Source organism: Vibrio mangrovi (assembly GCF_024346955.1).
In the GTDB taxonomy this organism is placed as follows: domain Bacteria; phylum Pseudomonadota; class Gammaproteobacteria; order Enterobacterales; family Vibrionaceae; genus Vibrio; species Vibrio mangrovi.
Window position 1 is genome coordinate 664,632 of sequence record NZ_AP024884.1, and the last position, 17,002, is coordinate 681,633.

Here is a 17,002-nt window from a genome sequence, read left to right on the forward strand (position 1 = left end):
TAACCATATACCGACAACACCGGAAATGCACCTGAGTGCTTGCCGCTTTCTCCACAAAAGCGGCTTTTTTTTCGATAAAATTCAGTAACAGCAACACTTAAAATGACGATAACGCCACCAGCTCCCGGGTATATTCGTGTTGAGGATTGGAGAAAAGAGCCTGAGTTTCCCCCTGCTCGATGATCTTTCCCTGACGCATTACAATGGTGTAATGGCATAACGATTTTACGACATTCAGATCATGACTGATAAACAGGTAAGTCAGACCATGCTTTTCCTGCAACGTTTTCAGCAGATCCAGAACCTGAGCCTGCACCGTACGATCAAGAGATGAGGTCGGCTCATCAAGTAAAATAAACCGAGGTTGTAGAATCAACGCCCGGGCAACAGCAATCCGTTGACGCTGACCACCGGAAAATTCATTGGGATAGCGGTTCCGGCTTTCCGGGTCGAGCCCGACTTCAGTCATCACATCGCAGATACGCCGATCGATTTCCTGTTCACTCAATGAATGGTGAACCCGCAGCCCTTCCCCAATCACCTGCGCGACAGACATTCTTGGATTCAGTGCCGAAAAAGGATCCTGAAACACCACCTGCATTTGATGCCGGAACGGTAACATGCCTTTACGATCCAGCGACTGTAGTTCAGTATCCCGGAAACGAATCACGCCTTCAGACTGAATCAGTTTCAGGAGAGCCAGCCCCGTCGTCGACTTTCCTGAACCACTTTCCCCGACCAAGCCAAGTGAATGCCCTTCCCGCAGGTTAAAGTGCATATCCGTCACCGCTTTAATATGACCAACGGTTCGTTTCAGTAATCCACCTTTGATTGCAAACCAGATTTTCAGATGCTCAACCTGAAGCAATGTGGGAGCCTGAGAAGAGACTCTCACTGGTTCGCCTCTGGGTTCGGCATTGATCAATTTGTGTGTATACGGATGCTGTGGTGCTTCAAATAACTGCTGAGTCTCACCAACCTCAACCAAACGTCCGTGTTGCATGACCGCAACACGGTCAGCAATGCGTCTGACAATACTCAGATCATGGGTGATAAACAACATCGCCATCCCCAGTTCCTGTTGCAGCTCTTTCAGCAAATCAAGAATCTGAGCCTGCACCGAAACATCCAGCGCAGTCGTCGGTTCATCGGCAATCAGCAGTTCCGGTTCGTTAATCAGAGCCATGGCTATCATCACCCGTTGGCGTTCTCCACCGGAAAGTTCATGAGGATAGGCACTAATTTTGTTCTCCGGGTTACGAATTCCGACTTTTTTCAGCCAGTGAAGTGCTGTGTCTTCAGCCTGACGCTGGCGTAACCCCCGGTGAATCGCCAATGTTTCCACCAACTGGCGACCGACCTTATGCAATGGATTCAGTGATACCATCGGTTCCTGAAAAATCATCCCGATACGACCGCCGCGAATTCCCCGTAACTGCCGGGCGGAACAACTGAGCGTGTTAATGCCATCGAAGCAGATATTCCCTTCAAGATAATGAGCCGCATGAGCAGGAAGTAACTTCAGAATGGCATTGGCTGTCACCGACTTTCCGGAACCGCTTTCTCCGACCAGCGCCAGTGTTTCACCTTTGCTGATCGAAAAAGAAACCTGATGTGTGACCTGTTCGATGCCGTCCTGACGACGAAAACCAATCGACAGGTTGTTAAGATTCAATACTTCCTGACTCATGATCTTTTCCCATACTGATGCGGATCGAAAGCATCACGCACTGCTTCACCGATAAAGACCAATAAGGTCAGCATCACCGATAAAACGACAAATGCAGAAATCCCCAGCCAGGGTGCCTGAAGATTGGCTTTTCCCTGTGCCAGCAGTTCCCCGAGAGATGGAGAACCAACAGGAAGCCCGAAGCCAAGAAAGTCGAGCGAAGTCAGCGTTGTTACCGAACCAGAGAGAATAAACGGCATCATGGTCAATGATGCAACCATTGCATTTGGCAGCATGTGACGCCGCATAATCCGGCTATCGGATACACCCATTGCCTGTGCTGCTCTGACATAATCAAAGTTGCGGCAGCGGAGAAACTCGGCCCGGACAATCCCTACCAGACTCATCCAACTAAACAGCACCATAATTCCCAGTAGCCACCAGAAGTTCGGCTCAACAAAACTAGACAGGATGATCAGTAAAAACAGCGTCGGCATGCCTGACCAAACCTCAATAAAGCGCTGACCGAACAGATCAATCCAGCCTCCGTAATATCCCTGAACCGCACCGACGCCGACACCAATCACCGAAGACACGACCGTCAGAACAAAACCAAACAACACCGAAATGCGAAAACCATAAATAATCCGGGCCAGCACATCACGCCCTTTATCGTCAGTTCCCAGCCAGTTAGTTGCATCAGGCGCAGATGGCACATTCCCGCTATCGACATTAAAATTAATCGTGTCATAACTGAAACGAATCAATGGCCAGACAATGAATCCTTTTTCCCGGATCAGTTCATCGACATAAGGATCAGTATAATCAGCTTCCGTCGGAAACTCGCCGCCAAACTGTGTTTCCGGATAAACATAAACCATCGGGAAATACCACTGATGATCATAGGAAATTACCAGCGGCTTATCATTGGCAATCAATTCCGCAAACAGGCTGAGCAGAAATATCAGACCGAAAATCCACAGCGACCAGTAGCCGCGCTTACTGTTTTTAAACCGCTGCCAACGTTCCGCATTCATCGGATTCATCTTTAATAACGACATCTAACGCGCCTCAAAATCAATACGCGGATCAACCCAGGTATAAGTCAGATCAGAAATAATCCCCAGCACCAGACCAAGCAACGTCATAATATAGAGAGAGCTGAACACCACCGGATAATCGCGCTGTAACGTCGATTCAAAACCCAGTAATCCGATGCCATTTAGAGAAAACATCACTTCAATTAACATCGAACCGGTGAAAAAAATACTGATAAATGCGCTGGGAAATCCGGCGATAATAATCAGCATCGCATTGCGGAAAACATGCTGATATAAAATGCTTCGTTCATCCAGCCCTTTTGCCCGGGCTGTCACAACATACTGTTTATTGATTTCATCAAGAAAAGAGTTTTTTGTCAGCATACTCAGTGTTGCAAATCCGCCAATCACCATTGCCATAATCGGCAATGTCAGATGCCAGAAGTAATCACCAATCTGCTGATACCAGGTCAGTTGATCGAAGTTGTCGGAAACCAGTCCGCGTAGTGGAAACCAGTCGAAATAATTACCGCTGGCAAATACGATAATCAGTAAAATGGCGAACAGAAACCCGGGAATTGCATAACCGACAATAATGGCAGCACTGGACCAGATATCAAAGCGGGTGCCGTGATGAATCGCTTTCATTATCCCCAGAGGAATTGAGATCAGATAAACAATCAGAGTGCTCCACAAACCCAGTGAAATAGAAACCGGTAGTCGTTCCTTAATCAAGTCGATAACATTGCCGCCTTTGAACAGACTCTGACCGAAATTGAAAGTCACATAGTTCTTCAGCATCTCAACATAACGCTCCAGAATCGGTTTATCAAAACCGAACTGGCGTTTAATCTCTGCAACAACTTCGGGATCCAACCCTCTTGAACCTTTGTATCCCGAGTGATCCGCTTTACTGTCTGACAGAGAAACCTCATGTCCTCCACCACTCAGACGCTCCATTACCCCGGAACCTAATCCCTGCATCTGAGCAATAGCCTGTTCAACCGGTCCGCCCGGGGCAATCTGAATAATGAAAAAATTAATGGTAATGATCGCCCACAAAGTTGGGATCACCAGTAGTAAGCGGCGGAAAATATACGCTGCCATAATTCCCTCTAATGGCTTTCGCTATTTGAAAGCGCCTTCTCTTTCTCTGCGGAAATCCACCAGCTATCAACGCCAAGCGAATACTTCGGCATCACATCAGGGCGTTCAAACTTATCCCACATCGCTATGTGATACGCACTCACATACCACTGAGGAATCATATAGAAATTCCACTGTAATACCCGGTCAAAAGCCCGTCCCAGTGCCAGTAGTTTTTCCGGGTCATTCTGATTTGCAGCAATAGCTTCGGTCAGCTTATCAACCACCGGCTCGGAGACTCCGGCCTGATTGTAGGTGGAATCCATAAAACCGGAGTTCCAGATAATCATCAGATCAGTCGAAGGGTACGCATTAGCACTATAACCTCTTGAAATCATATCAAAGTCCCGGTCCCGAAGACGTTTGGTATACTGTGTCGTATCCACGGTACGGATCTTCATGGTAATACCCATCAGCTTTAAATTTTTCTGCAAAGGAATCGCAATACGTTCCTCCGCCGGAGTATAGATTAACAGTTCAAATGACAGCGGCTGACCACTTTTAATATTGGTCATCACTCCGTCTTTCACCTGCCAGCCGGCAGTCTTGAGTAACCTGAAAGCTTTGCGCATCTGAGACCGGATTCGTCCGGAACCATCTGTCACCGGTGGCTGAAATTCCTGAGTAAACACCCGGGGAGGAATCTGAGCTTTGAAAGGGTTCAGAACTGCCAGTTCGGCTTCAGAAGGAAGCCCTTTCGCCTCAAAATCGGTATTCTGAAAATAGCTTCGTGTCCGGGTATACTGACTGTAAAACATGTGTTGATTCATCCACTGAAAATCCAGTGCATAAGTCAGCGCTTCCCGGACTCTCGGATCCTGAAATACAGGCCGGGTGATATTAAACACAAATCCTTTTGCCGGAGCGGGTTTCTGGTGAAGAATCTCTTCTTTGATGATATGACCATTATCAAAATTGACGCCGGTGTATGCCGTCGCCCACTGTTTGGCTTCTCCTTCCTGACGAAAATCGAATTCGCCCGATTTGAAAGCTTCCAGCATCACTGTGTCATCCCGGTAATAATCATACTGAACTACTTTAAAATTGTTTCGGCCGACATTTACCGGCAAGTCCTTCGCCCAGTAGTCCTCCACCAGCCCGTAAGTTACACTCTGCCCCATTTTATAGTCGATAATTTTGTAGGCACCACTACCGACAGGCGGTGTAGCAAGTGGTTCGGCAAAGTTTTTATCTTTCCAGTAATGAGCCGGTAGTACGGGAAGTGTCTCCGCCAGACGAAACAATTTCTCCCGGTTTGGCTGCGCCATTTCAAAGCGGACAGTGCGATCATTAAGAGCCAGCACCGATTTGACGTCTTTATAGTAAACCCGGAACTGAGGAACACCTTCAGTCATCAGTTTATGAAAACTGAACTCAACATCGTGAGCCGTGATCGGTTTTCTGTCATGAAACCGGGCCTTCGTATTCAGATCAGCTTCGAGCCAGAGATAATCATCGGAATAGCGAATTTTGGTTGCGATCAGTGGATAGAAAGTATCGATCTCATCATCGGGGGAATACATCAGGCTGTCATAAAGCTCACCACTGGCAACGGCAGGAACACCCCGGGAAGCATAACGATTAAAATTATCAAAAGTGCCGATCTGACCGTAAGTCATTTTGCCGTATTTCGGCGCATCCGGATTAACATAATCAAAATGCTGAAAGTTTTCCGGATATTTTGCCTGACCATATCCGACCAAACGGGTTGTTTCTATGACTTTGCCAAAACAGGCCACACTCAACATCATCAATCCACAACCCAGTAAAGCCGGTTTTATTTTTCCCATTCTGTTTAATTCCTAGATCAGTAATTCTTTTGCCGCCAGCCGAAGCAAGAATGTTTCTCTTGCCAGATTCTCACCATGATGGGACGGATCCATCATTGCCTGTTCATTATGTGCAATCGCCTGATGAATATCGAGCCAGACAGGTATACTTCCGTTTAGGATCTCATAATCTTCCGGGCTCGGAGTCCCGAGTTCACTATCAACTTTACAGGCATAACAGTAAGAAATGGTATGGAGAACCTGACCTTCCCGCGCCCTTTCCGGGCTGAACTCTTCATAAATACCCAAAGGCTGGATATGGTGGATGTTCCGGGCTCCGGTTTCTTCCTGTAACTCGCGAACCATGCCGGCAATCGGATCTTCACCTTCTCTTAACCCGCCACCGGGTAAAGTGTAATCATCAAAACGGCGGGTATAAAGTGTCAGTATTTCGTTTCGTTCGTTCAGCACAATCGCCCGGCTGGCCAGACGAACTTGTGTCTGAAAATCCTTTTGGGTTTGCACCTCAGGATCGACTGATGTTGCCAAATGTCTCATAAAGGCTTCTCCTTGTCTGTCCTTGCCAGCCTATTGAAATCAGGGATGAGAGTGCGTCATAAAAAACAATAGGTTAGCAATAAATAAAATGCAATGTTTAAGTACATCGTGTTCCATATCCCGAAACAAGTCGGCACAAAATACCATGAATCAGAGATGATTACTGTTTGATAAGGCATATTTTCTTTAATTTTCGTTTAAACATCGTTTTAAACGAACGGTTTGCTATATGCCATTGATTAATAAATATAAATTTTTGGAGATTGTCAATAACTGGTGACTATTATGAAAAATCAAATCTCACCTTCATGGAATCATGCTCAACATGAGCAACAAAAGAAGACCAAAAAAATACTAATTGATACAGGCATACTCATACTGAGTGTCCTCGGAGCAAGTTTGCTGGCGGTTGCATGCCTCTGGGTGGACTACCTTTACGGTGATCATTACATCAGTGAAAAATCAGTGACCGAGTATGTCCAACAGATTCTGTTAGGCATCGCTGTTGTTGCCTTCTATCGTATCAAGGTCGGTCATGAAGCTCTGCGCCATGCTGCAATTTTGATCAGTGGCTTCTTTATGGTCTTATTTATCCGGGAACTCGACTTCCTGTTTGATCATGTATGGCACGGTTTCTGGATTTATCCAGCTCTGTTGGTAACCCTTGCAGCACTGGCTTACGCATTCAGGGGAAGAGACCAAATCCTGCATGAATTTGCTGAGATTCTAAGTGTTCCCAACATGCGATTACTTGTGTGCAGTGTCATGATTTTAATCTCTTTTTCCCGGTTGTTTGGCATGGGAAGTTTCTGGCATATGGTGATGCATGAATACTATATCCGCGATGTTAAAAACATTGCAGAAGAAGGAATCGAACTGCTTTGCTATGCGTTGATCAGCTACTCAGCCGTATCTACTCAACTCTATATGAAAATACGTTATGCCGCGATCCGGAAACGAATGCAGATTAATGTAAATGAGAGTATTTATCATTAAATAAAAAAGGATTATACTCGGGATGTTCCATATCATATAGGATCATCCCGAAACTTCTTTTCAAACAAGCTATAACTGGCTTTATATACAAAGCATACAGATCTTTCGTGATGGTTTGACAACGCATTGCAGCACCTTTGTCTGCATGCTTACAACGAGAGAATCACATGAAGCCAAGAATTCCCCTGCCACTCACTGTAACCGAATCACAAATCATTTCCCCTTCCATCCGTAGAATTACTCTGCATGGTGAATCTATTGCCCATTTTGAACATGATGTTGCAGGACGTTACTTTAAATTTCTGTTCACCCCTGCCGGAACAACCGATTTGACGGAACTTTCGGACGAAGCCCGCCCCGTTATGCGTACTTATACAATTCGAAAGTATGACGCAAACAGCCATAAGATTGAGGTCGACTTTGTCCGTCATCAGATTGAAGATCTCGGTTGTGGCTTTGCTGCCCGCTGGGCCGAGTCAGCCAAACCCGGAGACATGATATCGATTGTTGGCCCCGGACAAAGCACTTATCCTTCATTCGAACATGACTGGGTGTTTTTTGTCGCCGACATGACAGCCCTGCCAGCAATGTCTGTTACATTAGAACGATTAGCAGACTCTGCCCGTGGTTATGCGGTGATTGAAATCGAAACTCAGGCTGATATACAAACGCTACACCATCCGGAAAATGTTGAAGTGATCTGGGCTATCCGGGACCAGCAACAGTCGCTGGAAGAAACCGTTAAATCCATAATCTGGTTAGACGGTCAGGCCGATGTCTGGTGTGCCTGTGAATTTGAAACGATGCGTTCATTACGTCACTATTTCAGAAATGAACGGGGAATTGAAAAAGAACATCTTTATATCAGTAGCTACTGGAAAGACGGCATTAGTGAAGACGGTCATAAAATATTAAAACGTCAGGATATGGAAAAATAACCATCTGACGAGAATAACTCGTCTCCACGAGTTTGATTTACTTGTTCACTCAGCAAACTGTATCTGAGGTCACGGTTAAAGTATCGTGGCGCCATATCGCAATCTCTGCGGCAACAGGTTGTTCCCCGCTATAAACTTTTCTTTCAATTACAATCGCTGGGGTTCCCGTTGCTGCGTGGAGCATTACAGCGGTTTCACCAGTCAGGCAACTTACAGTGACGCTGTCACTGATATGAATGTTTTTCAGTAATTCCCGCTGCCGTAGCCATGCAAACAGCTCCTCCGGAGTATCAACATCTACAGCAGTATTTTTTTCTGCGTGAACCCAGTAACGTACAAAACAAACCGGGCGCTTTTCCAGATAACGTAGCATTTCTACAGCATGAACTTCAGCAAAAGGGCCCAGTTGGAGTAATCCACTTACCTGCTTATTTGCCAGAGTATTTTGTACACGTATGACAGATAAACTTGCCTGGCGTGCCTGTTTTTCTGCCAGTACCAGAAAATCTTCAGCCGTTGACAGCGGAAAGTCGATACGCGGTGGCGCAATAAACCAGCCACGACGATCTTCCCGGAAAATAAGCCCTTCAGTTTCCAGCAACGACAAAGCTTCACGTAGTGTAACCCGGGTTGTTGTAAAAGTTTCTGCCAGTTGCCGCTCAGAAGGTAATTTCTGCCCCGCAGCCAACATCCCCTGCTCAATCTGTTCTGCAATGGTTTCTTTAATCTTAATATATTGCACGGATAACCAACTCAACGTGACATTGTCACAACAAATGGATGAATACTCTCAATTTAGCGGGCTTTCCCTATGGATACAATGAGATATTTCCAACGGATCTGATAAAAATCATTCCAGCCAGTGCTCAGGCAAAAATCACCGCCGATAACTCTGTCAGCGATTGAATTTCATAGTGACAGACAACATTTTCAGGCACAGGCTGCTTAGCCACATTCAGCCAGCAAGTCGTAAAACCATATTGATGACCGCCCTGTATATCCGCCAGCGGATTATCGCCAACCATTAATACTCTGCTCTTCTCGGGATAGCCGATTTGCTGATGGGTATAGGCAAAAATTGCCGGATCGGGTTTGGCAGCACCAATCTGCTCAGAAACGGTCACCTGAGAAAAATAATTTGTCAGTCCGTGTTTTTCCAGACGGTGGGATTGTAAATCGATAAAACCATTGGTAATGATCCCCAGTTGAACCTGTCCCCGTAACTGTTCCAGCAAAGCTCTGGCACCGGGCAGCAACGTAGAAATTTCCGCCATCACCTGAAAAAAGCTCAGATTCAGTTCCTCAGTCGTCCGGCTAAGCCGCTCTGCCCATGAAGCAAAACGTTGGTGCTTCAGTGTCGCTGCATCAATTTTTCCATCCTGATAATCACGCCACAAAGCCTGATTTTTTTCCTGATACTGACTAAAGTCTTCAGGAGTAAAGTCAACGCCAAAAGAGGAAAACATTCTCTTCAATCCACTAAACCCGTCGAAATGAAATAAGGTCTCGTCTGCGTCAAATAATATCCAGTCAAATTTCATAAATTATCCTTTTGTATCACCTCAAAATGCATCTTAAGGTCATTGAGTATAATCAGTTTATACTGTTTTTTAATTTGCTATAATCCCCGCCCAAAGAAACTGACCGTTTCCTATAGGTTAACATCAATGATCAGCCCTAAATTTTCTTCATTGCCGATTTTCGTTGCTGTCGTAGAGCTGGGAAGTTTTTCCGCCGCAGCAAATCAGCTCAATATCACCAAATCAGCAGTGAGTAAGCGCCTGACGCAGTTAGAAAACATTCTCGGTGTCCGCCTGTTTCACCGGACAACCCGGCAGATCCACCTTACCGAAGCGGGTGAAAGGCTCTATTTTTATGCTTCTCAGTCACTCTCCTATGCAAAACAAGGAATGGATGCGGTTTCTGAACTGCAGGGAGAACCTCAGGGCAAACTCAAAATCGCCACCCCGATGTCTTTCGGCATTCGTCACATTGCCCCTTATATCAGTGAATTTTTGAAACGATATCCGAAGCTTGAGATCGATTTACAGCTCGAAGATCAAATGATTGATCTGCTGCAGGGAGGATTTGATCTGGCGATCAGAATCGGGCATTTGCCTGTTTCCAACCTGATTGCAAAACGACTCACCGGCTGTAAATCAGTCTTGTGTGCTTCACCCGGGTATATTGCTCAGGCAGGAATCCCGGAACATCCTGCCGATCTGCGACATCATAACTGCCTGCTGTACTCATATTTCCGCGGCGGGCATGCCTGGACATTTCATCAGCGGGAAAAAGAATATAAGGTCGTTCCCAAAGGTAATCTGGTCATGAATAACAGCGAAGGAATTCGTCGGGCAGCCCTGGACGGCTTAGGCATTGCACAACTACCGACATTTATGATCGGTAAAGATTTAACCGATGGACATCTGGTTCCGGTCATGCCCCGGTATCACCTTCCAGATCATGCGGTCTATGCAGTTTATCCGGACAGGCAGTACCTTCCGCATAAAGTTCGTCTTTTTATTGACTTCATTCAATCAAGATTCGGGGCAGATACGCCATATTGGGATCAGGGATTCCAACGTGCTCAATCAACAGCCCCGGATGATAAAAAACCATGCTAGGCTTATACCCAAGTAAGCTGATAATTCAATAACAGAAAGGATTACAACATGAAAAAGATAGCTGTCATTTTAAGTGGTTGCGGCGTCTTCGACGGAGCGGAGATCCACGAAAGTGTTCTGGCTCTTCTTGCTATCGAACGTAACGGAGCAAGCTGGCATTGCTTTGCACCTGATATCGAGCAGCTCCATGTCGTCAACCATAAAACCGGCGAAGTGACTGAAGAAACCAGAAATGTCCTGACAGAATCTGCCCGTATCGCCCGTGGTCAAATCACCGATCTATCAACATTCAACGCCAGTGAGTATGATGCGCTGCTCTTACCCGGCGGATTCGGTGCAGCAAAAAACCTGACTGATTTTGCCATCAGTGGTGCCGAATGCAGTATTAACACCCATGTAGCTTCCGCATGCCGGGCTTTTTCCCAATCCGGAAAACCAGCCGGATATTTATGCATTGCTCCAACGATTATCCCGATGATCTACGAAAAAGGTGTTCGGGGAACCATTGGTAATGATCCGGACACAGCCGCAGCTTTTCAGGCACTTGGCGGAGAACATATTAACTGCCCGGTAGACGAGATCGTCTACGACGAGCGCTACAATGTATTATCAACTCCGGCTTACATGCTAGCTGGCAGTATTGCCGAGGCTGCTGCCGGAATCGACAAACTGGTCAAAAAACTGGTTGAACTGGCTTAAATACCAAAACCGGTCAGTTCATCATCATTGAATAACAAATCTGACCGCACCGGATAGATGAAACGATCGGAGACTCCGATCGTTTTTTTCTGCCACAACATCAGCTTACCTCACTCAGCACTCTGCACATTTATGGTGCAATACGACCGATTTCCTGATTCAGGAACGGGCAAACGACTCTCCTATGCGATTGGCAAAGTTCTTTTTGTGACGTAAAAATATCGCAACATACTGAATTTGAATATATTTAATTACTTATCTCATTTATCTGTTCACATGGAACGAATTTCGCTACCACTCCGAAAGACGTACTGAACTGAAGAAACATTCTGGTAAGAGATGTACTGCATGATGTATAAAAATAACAAGTAATGAGGATGTTATGGCAACCAATTATCGATATCAGCTTGGGTCGAATGTTTATCAGTTCGCCAGTCTGGCTGAAGTGATGGCAAAAGCTTCACCGCTTCGTTCCGGTGACCAGCTGGCTGGTGTCGCAGCCCAATCTGCACAAGAACGGGTCATTGCCCAGATGGTACTGGCCGACCTGCCATTAAAAATCTTTCTGAACGAGGCGCTGATACCATACGAACAAGATGAAATTACCCGGTTAATTATTGATGAACATAATTCAGATGCATTTACCGAAATCTCTCATCTGACCGTCGGCGATTTTCGCAACTGGTTACTTCAGGAAACAACCACAGCAGTTGAACTGGCCCGGATCCGTTCAGGCATCACTCCGGAAATGGCTGCTGCGGTCAGTAAAATCATGCGCAATCAGGATCTGATTCTGGTTGCCAAGAAATGTAACGTCATTACTCAGTTCCGGAATACTATCGGCCTCGGCGGGCATTTATCAACCCGTCTGCAGCCAAACCACCCGACAGATGACGTCAATGGTATCGCCGCATCTATTTTTGACGGACTGATGTACGGTAATGGCGATGCGGTTATCGGTATCAACCCGGCAACCGATAACGTCAAACAGGCCATCAAACTAATGCGTTTGATGGATGATGTCATTCAACATTATGAGATTCCAACCCAGTCCTGCGTACTGACGCATGTCACCAATACCATTGAAGCAATTGAATGTGGCGCTCCGGTTGATCTGGTTTTTCAGTCGATTGGTGGTACTGAAGCCACCAATCAGGGCTTTGGTGTCAGTCTGAATCTGCTGGCTGAAGCCTATGATGCCGCACTGAGTCTGAAGCGTGGCACAGTCGGCAACAATGTGATGTATTTTGAAACCGGTCAGGGTAGCGCCTTGTCTGCAAATGGACATCATGGTGTCGATCAGCAAACCTGCGAGGCCAGAGCCTACGCGGTAGCAAGGAAGTTTAATCCGCTGCTGGTCAACACCGTTGTCGGTTTTATTGGCCCTGAATATCTCTTTGACGGAAAGCAGATTACCCGGGCCGGCCTTGAAGATCACTTTTGCGGTAAATTACTCGGTCTGCCAATGGGATGTGACATCTGTTATACCAACCATGCTTATGCAGATCAGAACGATATGGATAATCTGCTGACCCTGCTGGGTGTTGCCGAATGTTCCTTCATTATGGGAATTCCCGGCTCTGATGACATTATGCTGAATTATCAGACAACATCTTTTCATGATGCCCTGTATGCCCGTCAGGTGCTTGGCCTGCGGCCGGCACCTGAATTCGATGAGTGGCTGAAAAAAATGCAGATTTCTCCATCAGATAATCACGCCCAGCTCAGCGACACTTTATCACCTTCATTTGCCCAGCCACTCCAGCTGATTCAGGAGGCTTCATGAGTCAGAACAACGTCTCTCCGGACTCAACCCACACGGTAGAAACATTCGTCCATCACGATCCCTGGGAAAAATTACGCCAGTTTACTAATGCCCGGATCGGCATCGGTCGGGTCGGAACCAGTATTCCGACCAGCGAATTACTCCGCTTCCAGCTTTCTCATGCTCAGGCAATCGATGCAGTTCATGTCCCGTTAGATACCCGAGAGTTATGCGCTCAGCTTGAATCAGAACCACGACTCCATTCCTATCTGCCGGCATTTGAACTTCACAGTGAAGTGCAGAATCGGATGGAATATCTGCAACGCCCGGATTATGGCCGCCGTCTGAACGAAGCATCCTTTTATCAGTTGCAGCAATACCACCAGCAATCTGCAGACCACTTTGACCTGGCTATCGTTATTGCTGACGGCCTTTCGTCCTATGCCATCAGTCATCACGCCGCTCCATTCCTGACTCATCTTATCCGCCAGTTACACGATGATCCGGAAAAAGAGTGGCATATTGCTCCGCTGTGTATCGTCAAACAGGGACGGGTTGCTATCGGAGACGATGTCGGAGAAGCCCTGAATGCCAAAGAGGTTCTCGTGCTGGTTGGCGAACGACCCGGGCTCAGTTCCCCGGACAGTATGGGACTGTATCTAACCTGGCATCCACACCGGGGAATGGAAGATTCGCTACGCAACTGTATTTCCAATGTCAGACCGGAAGGGCTGGATTATCAGCGGGCGGCTCACAAATGTTTATATCTGCTTAAAGAATCACACCGTATCCGTCTGACCGGTGTCGGACTCAAAGATCGTTCTGAGGACAAAGAACTCGAAGCCAGAACGACACAAGCTTTTTGTCTGGTCCACACCCAATAGAACCAACTCCGGTAGCCGCTCATGTTCCCGGCTACCGGATTTCTTCCCCCAGAATATCTCCCTTATTTCACAATAAATATCAGGTCATATGTTGATTAATTTATCACCTACCCATGACTTGCTTATTCATCTGATCACAGTTAATCTGTTTGCGAAATTATAAAATAAAACAATATTTCAAAATTAAAACAACGTGATTTTATTTTAAACAATAACAGAAGGAACATCTGTATGAATCACCTAACAACGACAGGGCTGGGTCTCACATCCCTTCTCTGTCTTTCCTCTGCCATCGCTGCCCCACTTTATGACAGTAAGGTTGCTTTAGATGGTTCTGCGGACTTTACTTCAATCCAGGAAGCAATCAACAGTGCTCCGGATGATGGAAGACCGTATGTCATCTATGTTACCAACGGGATATATAACGAAAAACTCGACGTTTCCCGTCCGAATATTACCCTGATTGGTGAAGACCGGGATAACACCGTCATCACAGCAACCACAGCCAATGGTACGCTCGATGAAAACGGTAAGAAATACGGAACTTCCGGCAGTCGTACCGTTTATATTAATGCTGCGAATTTCACCGCCCGTTCTCTGACAATTGAAAATGGTTTTGACTTCCCGGCCAATCAGGCGAAAAGTAACGATGATCCGACCAAGATCAGTGGCACACAAGCCGTCGCTTTGCTGGTTTCCACTAAAGCCGATCAGTCTCAGTTCAAAGATGTCCGGCTTGTCAGCTATCAGGACACCGTATATTTGCGTGCTCCACATACATATATCGATAACTCCGTTATTACCGGTACGGTCGATTTTATCTTTGGTGAAGGGACAGCTCTGTTTGAAAACAGCCAGTTAATCGCCAGATACCGTGATGATGTCAGTCCGGGAAATACTCAGGGTTATCTGACCGCCCCCAGCACCAATATCAACACGCCTTTCGGTCTGGTATTTAAAGATTGCCAGCTATCAAAAGAAGAAGCCGTTCCGGCAGCAAGTTACGGCCTTGGACGTCCCTGGCATCCGACCCGCACATTCAGCGACGGCCGTTACGCAGACCCGGATGCCATCGGTCATACTGCTTTCATCAATTGTGAAGTCGATGATCATATCTACGGCTGGGATAAGATGAGCGGTAAAGATATCAATGGTGACAGAATCTGGTTCTACCCTGAAGACAGCCGCTTCTGGGAATATCAGAATACCGGCGCAGGTACTGCCGATCCTTCCGATACCGGCAGACGACAACTGACCAGTGCTGAAGCCGCGCAATATACCCGGAGCAATATTCTTTCCGGCTGGATTCCGGATGTCTCCCTTGGTGCACAAAGTATGCTGGAAGGTCAGATCATTCATGCCCGCATGTCTTTCCCTGCGAAGGTAACACTTAAAGGGAGCAGTGGTCAGACAGTGAAAACCCTGACCGACTCTTCCGGATACTATCAGGCTTCGATTGCCGGGATGACACCACCAATTCTGGTTTCCGTTGACGATCAGAGCGGGTCATCCTGTTTGCACCGGGACACTTATCGCTCGATTTGTGCCAGTGCTCTGGTCAGCGATATCAACAATAATGGCTCTACCACAGGCAACGTGAATCCATTCAGTGACCTCATCGTCTCTGTTCTGGCTGCTCATGAAGGGATTAACGGTCCGGCGCTTCTGGCTGAAATGGATAAACTACCGGCTTTCTCAGCAGCCGTGCAGCAACAAGCCAGGGATAATTTCATGACGGCATTTGGTTCTGTTGCCGAAGCTTATGGTATTGATCCTCAGGAGCAATGGGATCCGGTCAGTTACACTCATATTTATGAGCCGGTCATCCGTAAACTTGCCAGCCAGGTTATTCATAATCAGGGCTATGATACAAAAACCGGTCTGACTGCAAAAACATACCTGACCGATCTCGCGTTTCATTCGATTCTCGCCTCTGATTCCGTCGCAGGATACAGTGTCACCGGAGAACAGCTTTTCCATACCAAACGCTCAATCCATTCGGCCAATCGCCGGATCTTTCTGGTAGGTGACTCTACAGTATCAAACTACAGTGATGATGTTTATCCACGTATGGGCTGGGGACAGGCGTTTGCCGATATGGTTTCCAATGGCCGCCGCTTACAGGTTGTTAATGCAGCCCGATCAGGTCGGAGTTCAAGAGACTTTATCAATGGCCGCTGGCTCACCCAGATCGAACCGCTTGTCCGGCCTCACGATTTTCTGCTGATCCAGTTTGGTCACAATGATGAGAAATGTAACGAAGCGAAAGCCGATCGTGGTCCAATCGATGTCGCGAACTTATGTACTTATCCGAATGATGGCTGGGGTAATCCTCAGTTTCCGCTCTTTGCCTGGGACTACTCTTTCCAGCACTCACTGGAAAGATACCTGAACTTTGCCCGTCGCCATCATATGCACCCAGTACTGATTACTCCGGTTCCGCGGGCTAAAAGTGTGGACGGCGGCTTAGGAACCCCGATTACTCCGAATCAGCATACAACCAAACAGAATGCTGACAACGGCTATCAGTATGTCGGGAACTATACTCAAACCGTCGAAGATACCGCACGCCTGAACCGGGTGCCGCTGATCGATTTACAGGCTTTGGTGCTTGATATGGCGAACCAGACTTCCGGTGATGAATGGAAAGATATCTGGCTGGCGGTTGATCCGGGACAATATCCTTATTATGCCGACCGTACCGGTTCGCTGGCGAAACCCGATACAACACATTTCCAGGAAAAAGGTGCAAAACAGATTGCCAAACTTGTTATTCAGGCAATTCAACAGAATCCGTCACTCCACTATCTGGCAAGACAGCTCCCCCATACTCCGCGCTACTCTTTCTGAGTGATTTCGGAGTGAACCAAAAAAACCGAGTGGTTATCCACTCGGTTTTTCTTTTTCTGTC

Annotated in this window: 14 protein-coding genes; 7 read left to right on the plus strand and 7 right to left on the minus strand. The window is 46.8% G+C overall.

The features are described 5' to 3' along the window. Positions 1–97: 97 nt before the first annotated feature. Genes OCU74_RS19190 through OCU74_RS19210 form a run of 5 tightly spaced genes read right to left on the minus strand, consistent with a single transcriptional unit; the run spans position 98 to position 6,182 of the window. The gene (locus OCU74_RS19190) at positions 98–1,690 is read right to left on the minus strand and encodes an ABC transporter ATP-binding protein (protein WP_087480779.1); all 1,593 of its coding nucleotides are present in this window, start codon (positions 1,688–1,690) and stop codon (positions 98–100) included. Next, the gene (locus tag OCU74_RS19195; protein WP_087480778.1) at positions 1,687–2,730 is read right to left on the minus strand and encodes an ABC transporter permease; all 1,044 of its coding nucleotides are present in this window, start codon (positions 2,728–2,730) and stop codon (positions 1,687–1,689) included. The genes OCU74_RS19190 and OCU74_RS19195 overlap by 4 nt, the downstream gene beginning before the upstream one ends. Further along, positions 2,731–3,816: a microcin C ABC transporter permease YejB gene (locus OCU74_RS19200; protein ID WP_087480777.1), complete on the minus strand. Its 1,086-nt coding sequence runs from the start codon at positions 3,814–3,816 to the stop codon at positions 2,731–2,733. A gap of 8 nt (positions 3,817–3,824) precedes the next feature. After that, the gene (locus tag OCU74_RS19205; RefSeq protein WP_087480776.1) at positions 3,825–5,645 is read right to left on the minus strand and encodes an extracellular solute-binding protein; all 1,821 of its coding nucleotides are present in this window, start codon (positions 5,643–5,645) and stop codon (positions 3,825–3,827) included. Between the two features lie 12 nt (positions 5,646–5,657). Beyond that, positions 5,658–6,182 carry an NUDIX hydrolase gene (locus OCU74_RS19210; RefSeq protein WP_087480775.1) on the minus strand — a complete coding sequence of 175 codons (525 nt, stop codon included), beginning with the start codon at positions 6,180–6,182 and terminating at the stop codon, positions 5,658–5,660. Positions 6,183–6,467: 285 nt separating this feature from the next. Between OCU74_RS19210 and OCU74_RS19215 the strand changes: the two genes are divergently transcribed. Both OCU74_RS19215 and OCU74_RS19220 read left to right on the plus strand, forming a co-directional pair. Continuing rightward, a complete protein-coding gene (locus OCU74_RS19215) occupies positions 6,468–7,178 on the plus strand; it encodes a hypothetical protein (RefSeq protein ID WP_087480774.1) in 711 nt (236 codons plus the stop codon). Between the two features lie 167 nt (positions 7,179–7,345). After that, a complete protein-coding gene (locus tag OCU74_RS19220) occupies positions 7,346–8,116 on the plus strand; it encodes a siderophore-interacting protein (protein WP_087480773.1) in 771 nt (256 codons plus the stop codon). A 49-nt stretch (positions 8,117–8,165) separates the two neighbouring features. On the opposite strand, the gene OCU74_RS19225 is transcribed toward OCU74_RS19220, so the two are convergent. Next, positions 8,166–8,858: a GntR family transcriptional regulator gene (locus OCU74_RS19225; protein WP_087480772.1), complete on the minus strand. Its 693-nt coding sequence runs from the start codon at positions 8,856–8,858 to the stop codon at positions 8,166–8,168. A 124-nt stretch (positions 8,859–8,982) separates the two neighbouring features. Beyond that, positions 8,983–9,657 (minus strand): pyrimidine 5'-nucleotidase, encoded by a 675-nt coding sequence (gene yjjG / locus OCU74_RS19230; RefSeq protein ID WP_087480771.1) that lies wholly within the window; start codon positions 9,655–9,657, stop codon positions 8,983–8,985. Between the two features lie 126 nt (positions 9,658–9,783). Here yjjG and OCU74_RS19235 point away from each other — a divergent pair, with 126 nt between their 5' ends. From OCU74_RS19235 to OCU74_RS19255, 5 genes are all read left to right on the plus strand, one after another. Continuing rightward, positions 9,784–10,743: a LysR family transcriptional regulator gene (locus tag OCU74_RS19235; RefSeq protein WP_087480770.1), complete on the plus strand. Its 960-nt coding sequence runs from the start codon at positions 9,784–9,786 to the stop codon at positions 10,741–10,743. A gap of 48 nt (positions 10,744–10,791) precedes the next feature. Further along, complete coding sequence (gene elbB / locus OCU74_RS19240) at positions 10,792–11,442, plus strand: isoprenoid biosynthesis glyoxalase ElbB (protein ID WP_087480769.1); 651 nt, start codon at positions 10,792–10,794, stop codon at positions 11,440–11,442. 382 nt (positions 11,443–11,824) lie between these two features. Continuing rightward, positions 11,825–13,228, plus strand: a complete 1,404-nt coding sequence (locus OCU74_RS19245; RefSeq protein ID WP_087480768.1) for an ethanolamine ammonia-lyase subunit EutB — start codon at positions 11,825–11,827, stop codon at positions 13,226–13,228. Then, positions 13,225–14,091, plus strand: coding sequence for an ethanolamine ammonia-lyase subunit EutC (gene eutC, locus OCU74_RS19250; protein ID WP_087480767.1), 867 nt, complete (start codon positions 13,225–13,227; stop codon positions 14,089–14,091). Before OCU74_RS19245 ends, eutC begins: the two co-directional genes overlap by 4 nt. Before the next feature lie 231 nt (positions 14,092–14,322). Next, positions 14,323–16,941: a pectinesterase family protein gene (locus tag OCU74_RS19255; protein WP_087480766.1), complete on the plus strand. Its 2,619-nt coding sequence runs from the start codon at positions 14,323–14,325 to the stop codon at positions 16,939–16,941. The last annotated feature ends 61 nt before the right edge of the window (positions 16,942–17,002 follow it).

What these genes read in the sequence shown, in the direction of transcription:
- OCU74_RS19190 (WP_087480779.1), bottom strand. Translation starts at nt 1,690, where the DNA reads ATGAGTCAGGAAGTATTGAATCTTAACAACCTGTCGATTGGTTTTCGT.
- OCU74_RS19195 (WP_087480778.1), bottom strand. Translation starts at nt 2,730, where the DNA reads ATGTCGTTATTAAAGATGAATCCGATGAATGCGGAACGTTGGCAGCGG.
- OCU74_RS19200 (WP_087480777.1), bottom strand. Translation starts at nt 3,816, where the DNA reads ATGGCAGCGTATATTTTCCGCCGCTTACTACTGGTGATCCCAACTTTG.
- OCU74_RS19205 (WP_087480776.1), bottom strand. Translation starts at nt 5,645, where the DNA reads ATGGGAAAAATAAAACCGGCTTTACTGGGTTGTGGATTGATGATGTTG.
- OCU74_RS19210 (WP_087480775.1), bottom strand. Translation starts at nt 6,182, where the DNA reads ATGAGACATTTGGCAACATCAGTCGATCCTGAGGTGCAAACCCAAAAG.
- OCU74_RS19215 (WP_087480774.1), top strand. Translation starts at nt 6,468, where the DNA reads ATGAAAAATCAAATCTCACCTTCATGGAATCATGCTCAACATGAGCAA.
- OCU74_RS19220 (WP_087480773.1), top strand. Translation starts at nt 7,346, where the DNA reads ATGAAGCCAAGAATTCCCCTGCCACTCACTGTAACCGAATCACAAATC.
- yjjG (WP_087480771.1), bottom strand. Translation starts at nt 9,657, where the DNA reads ATGAAATTTGACTGGATATTATTTGACGCAGACGAGACCTTATTTCAT.
- OCU74_RS19235 (WP_087480770.1), top strand. Translation starts at nt 9,784, where the DNA reads ATGATCAGCCCTAAATTTTCTTCATTGCCGATTTTCGTTGCTGTCGTA.
- elbB (WP_087480769.1), top strand. Translation starts at nt 10,792, where the DNA reads ATGAAAAAGATAGCTGTCATTTTAAGTGGTTGCGGCGTCTTCGACGGA.
- OCU74_RS19245 (WP_087480768.1), top strand. Translation starts at nt 11,825, where the DNA reads ATGGCAACCAATTATCGATATCAGCTTGGGTCGAATGTTTATCAGTTC.
- eutC (WP_087480767.1), top strand. Translation starts at nt 13,225, where the DNA reads ATGAGTCAGAACAACGTCTCTCCGGACTCAACCCACACGGTAGAAACA.
- OCU74_RS19255 (WP_087480766.1), top strand. Translation starts at nt 14,323, where the DNA reads ATGAATCACCTAACAACGACAGGGCTGGGTCTCACATCCCTTCTCTGT.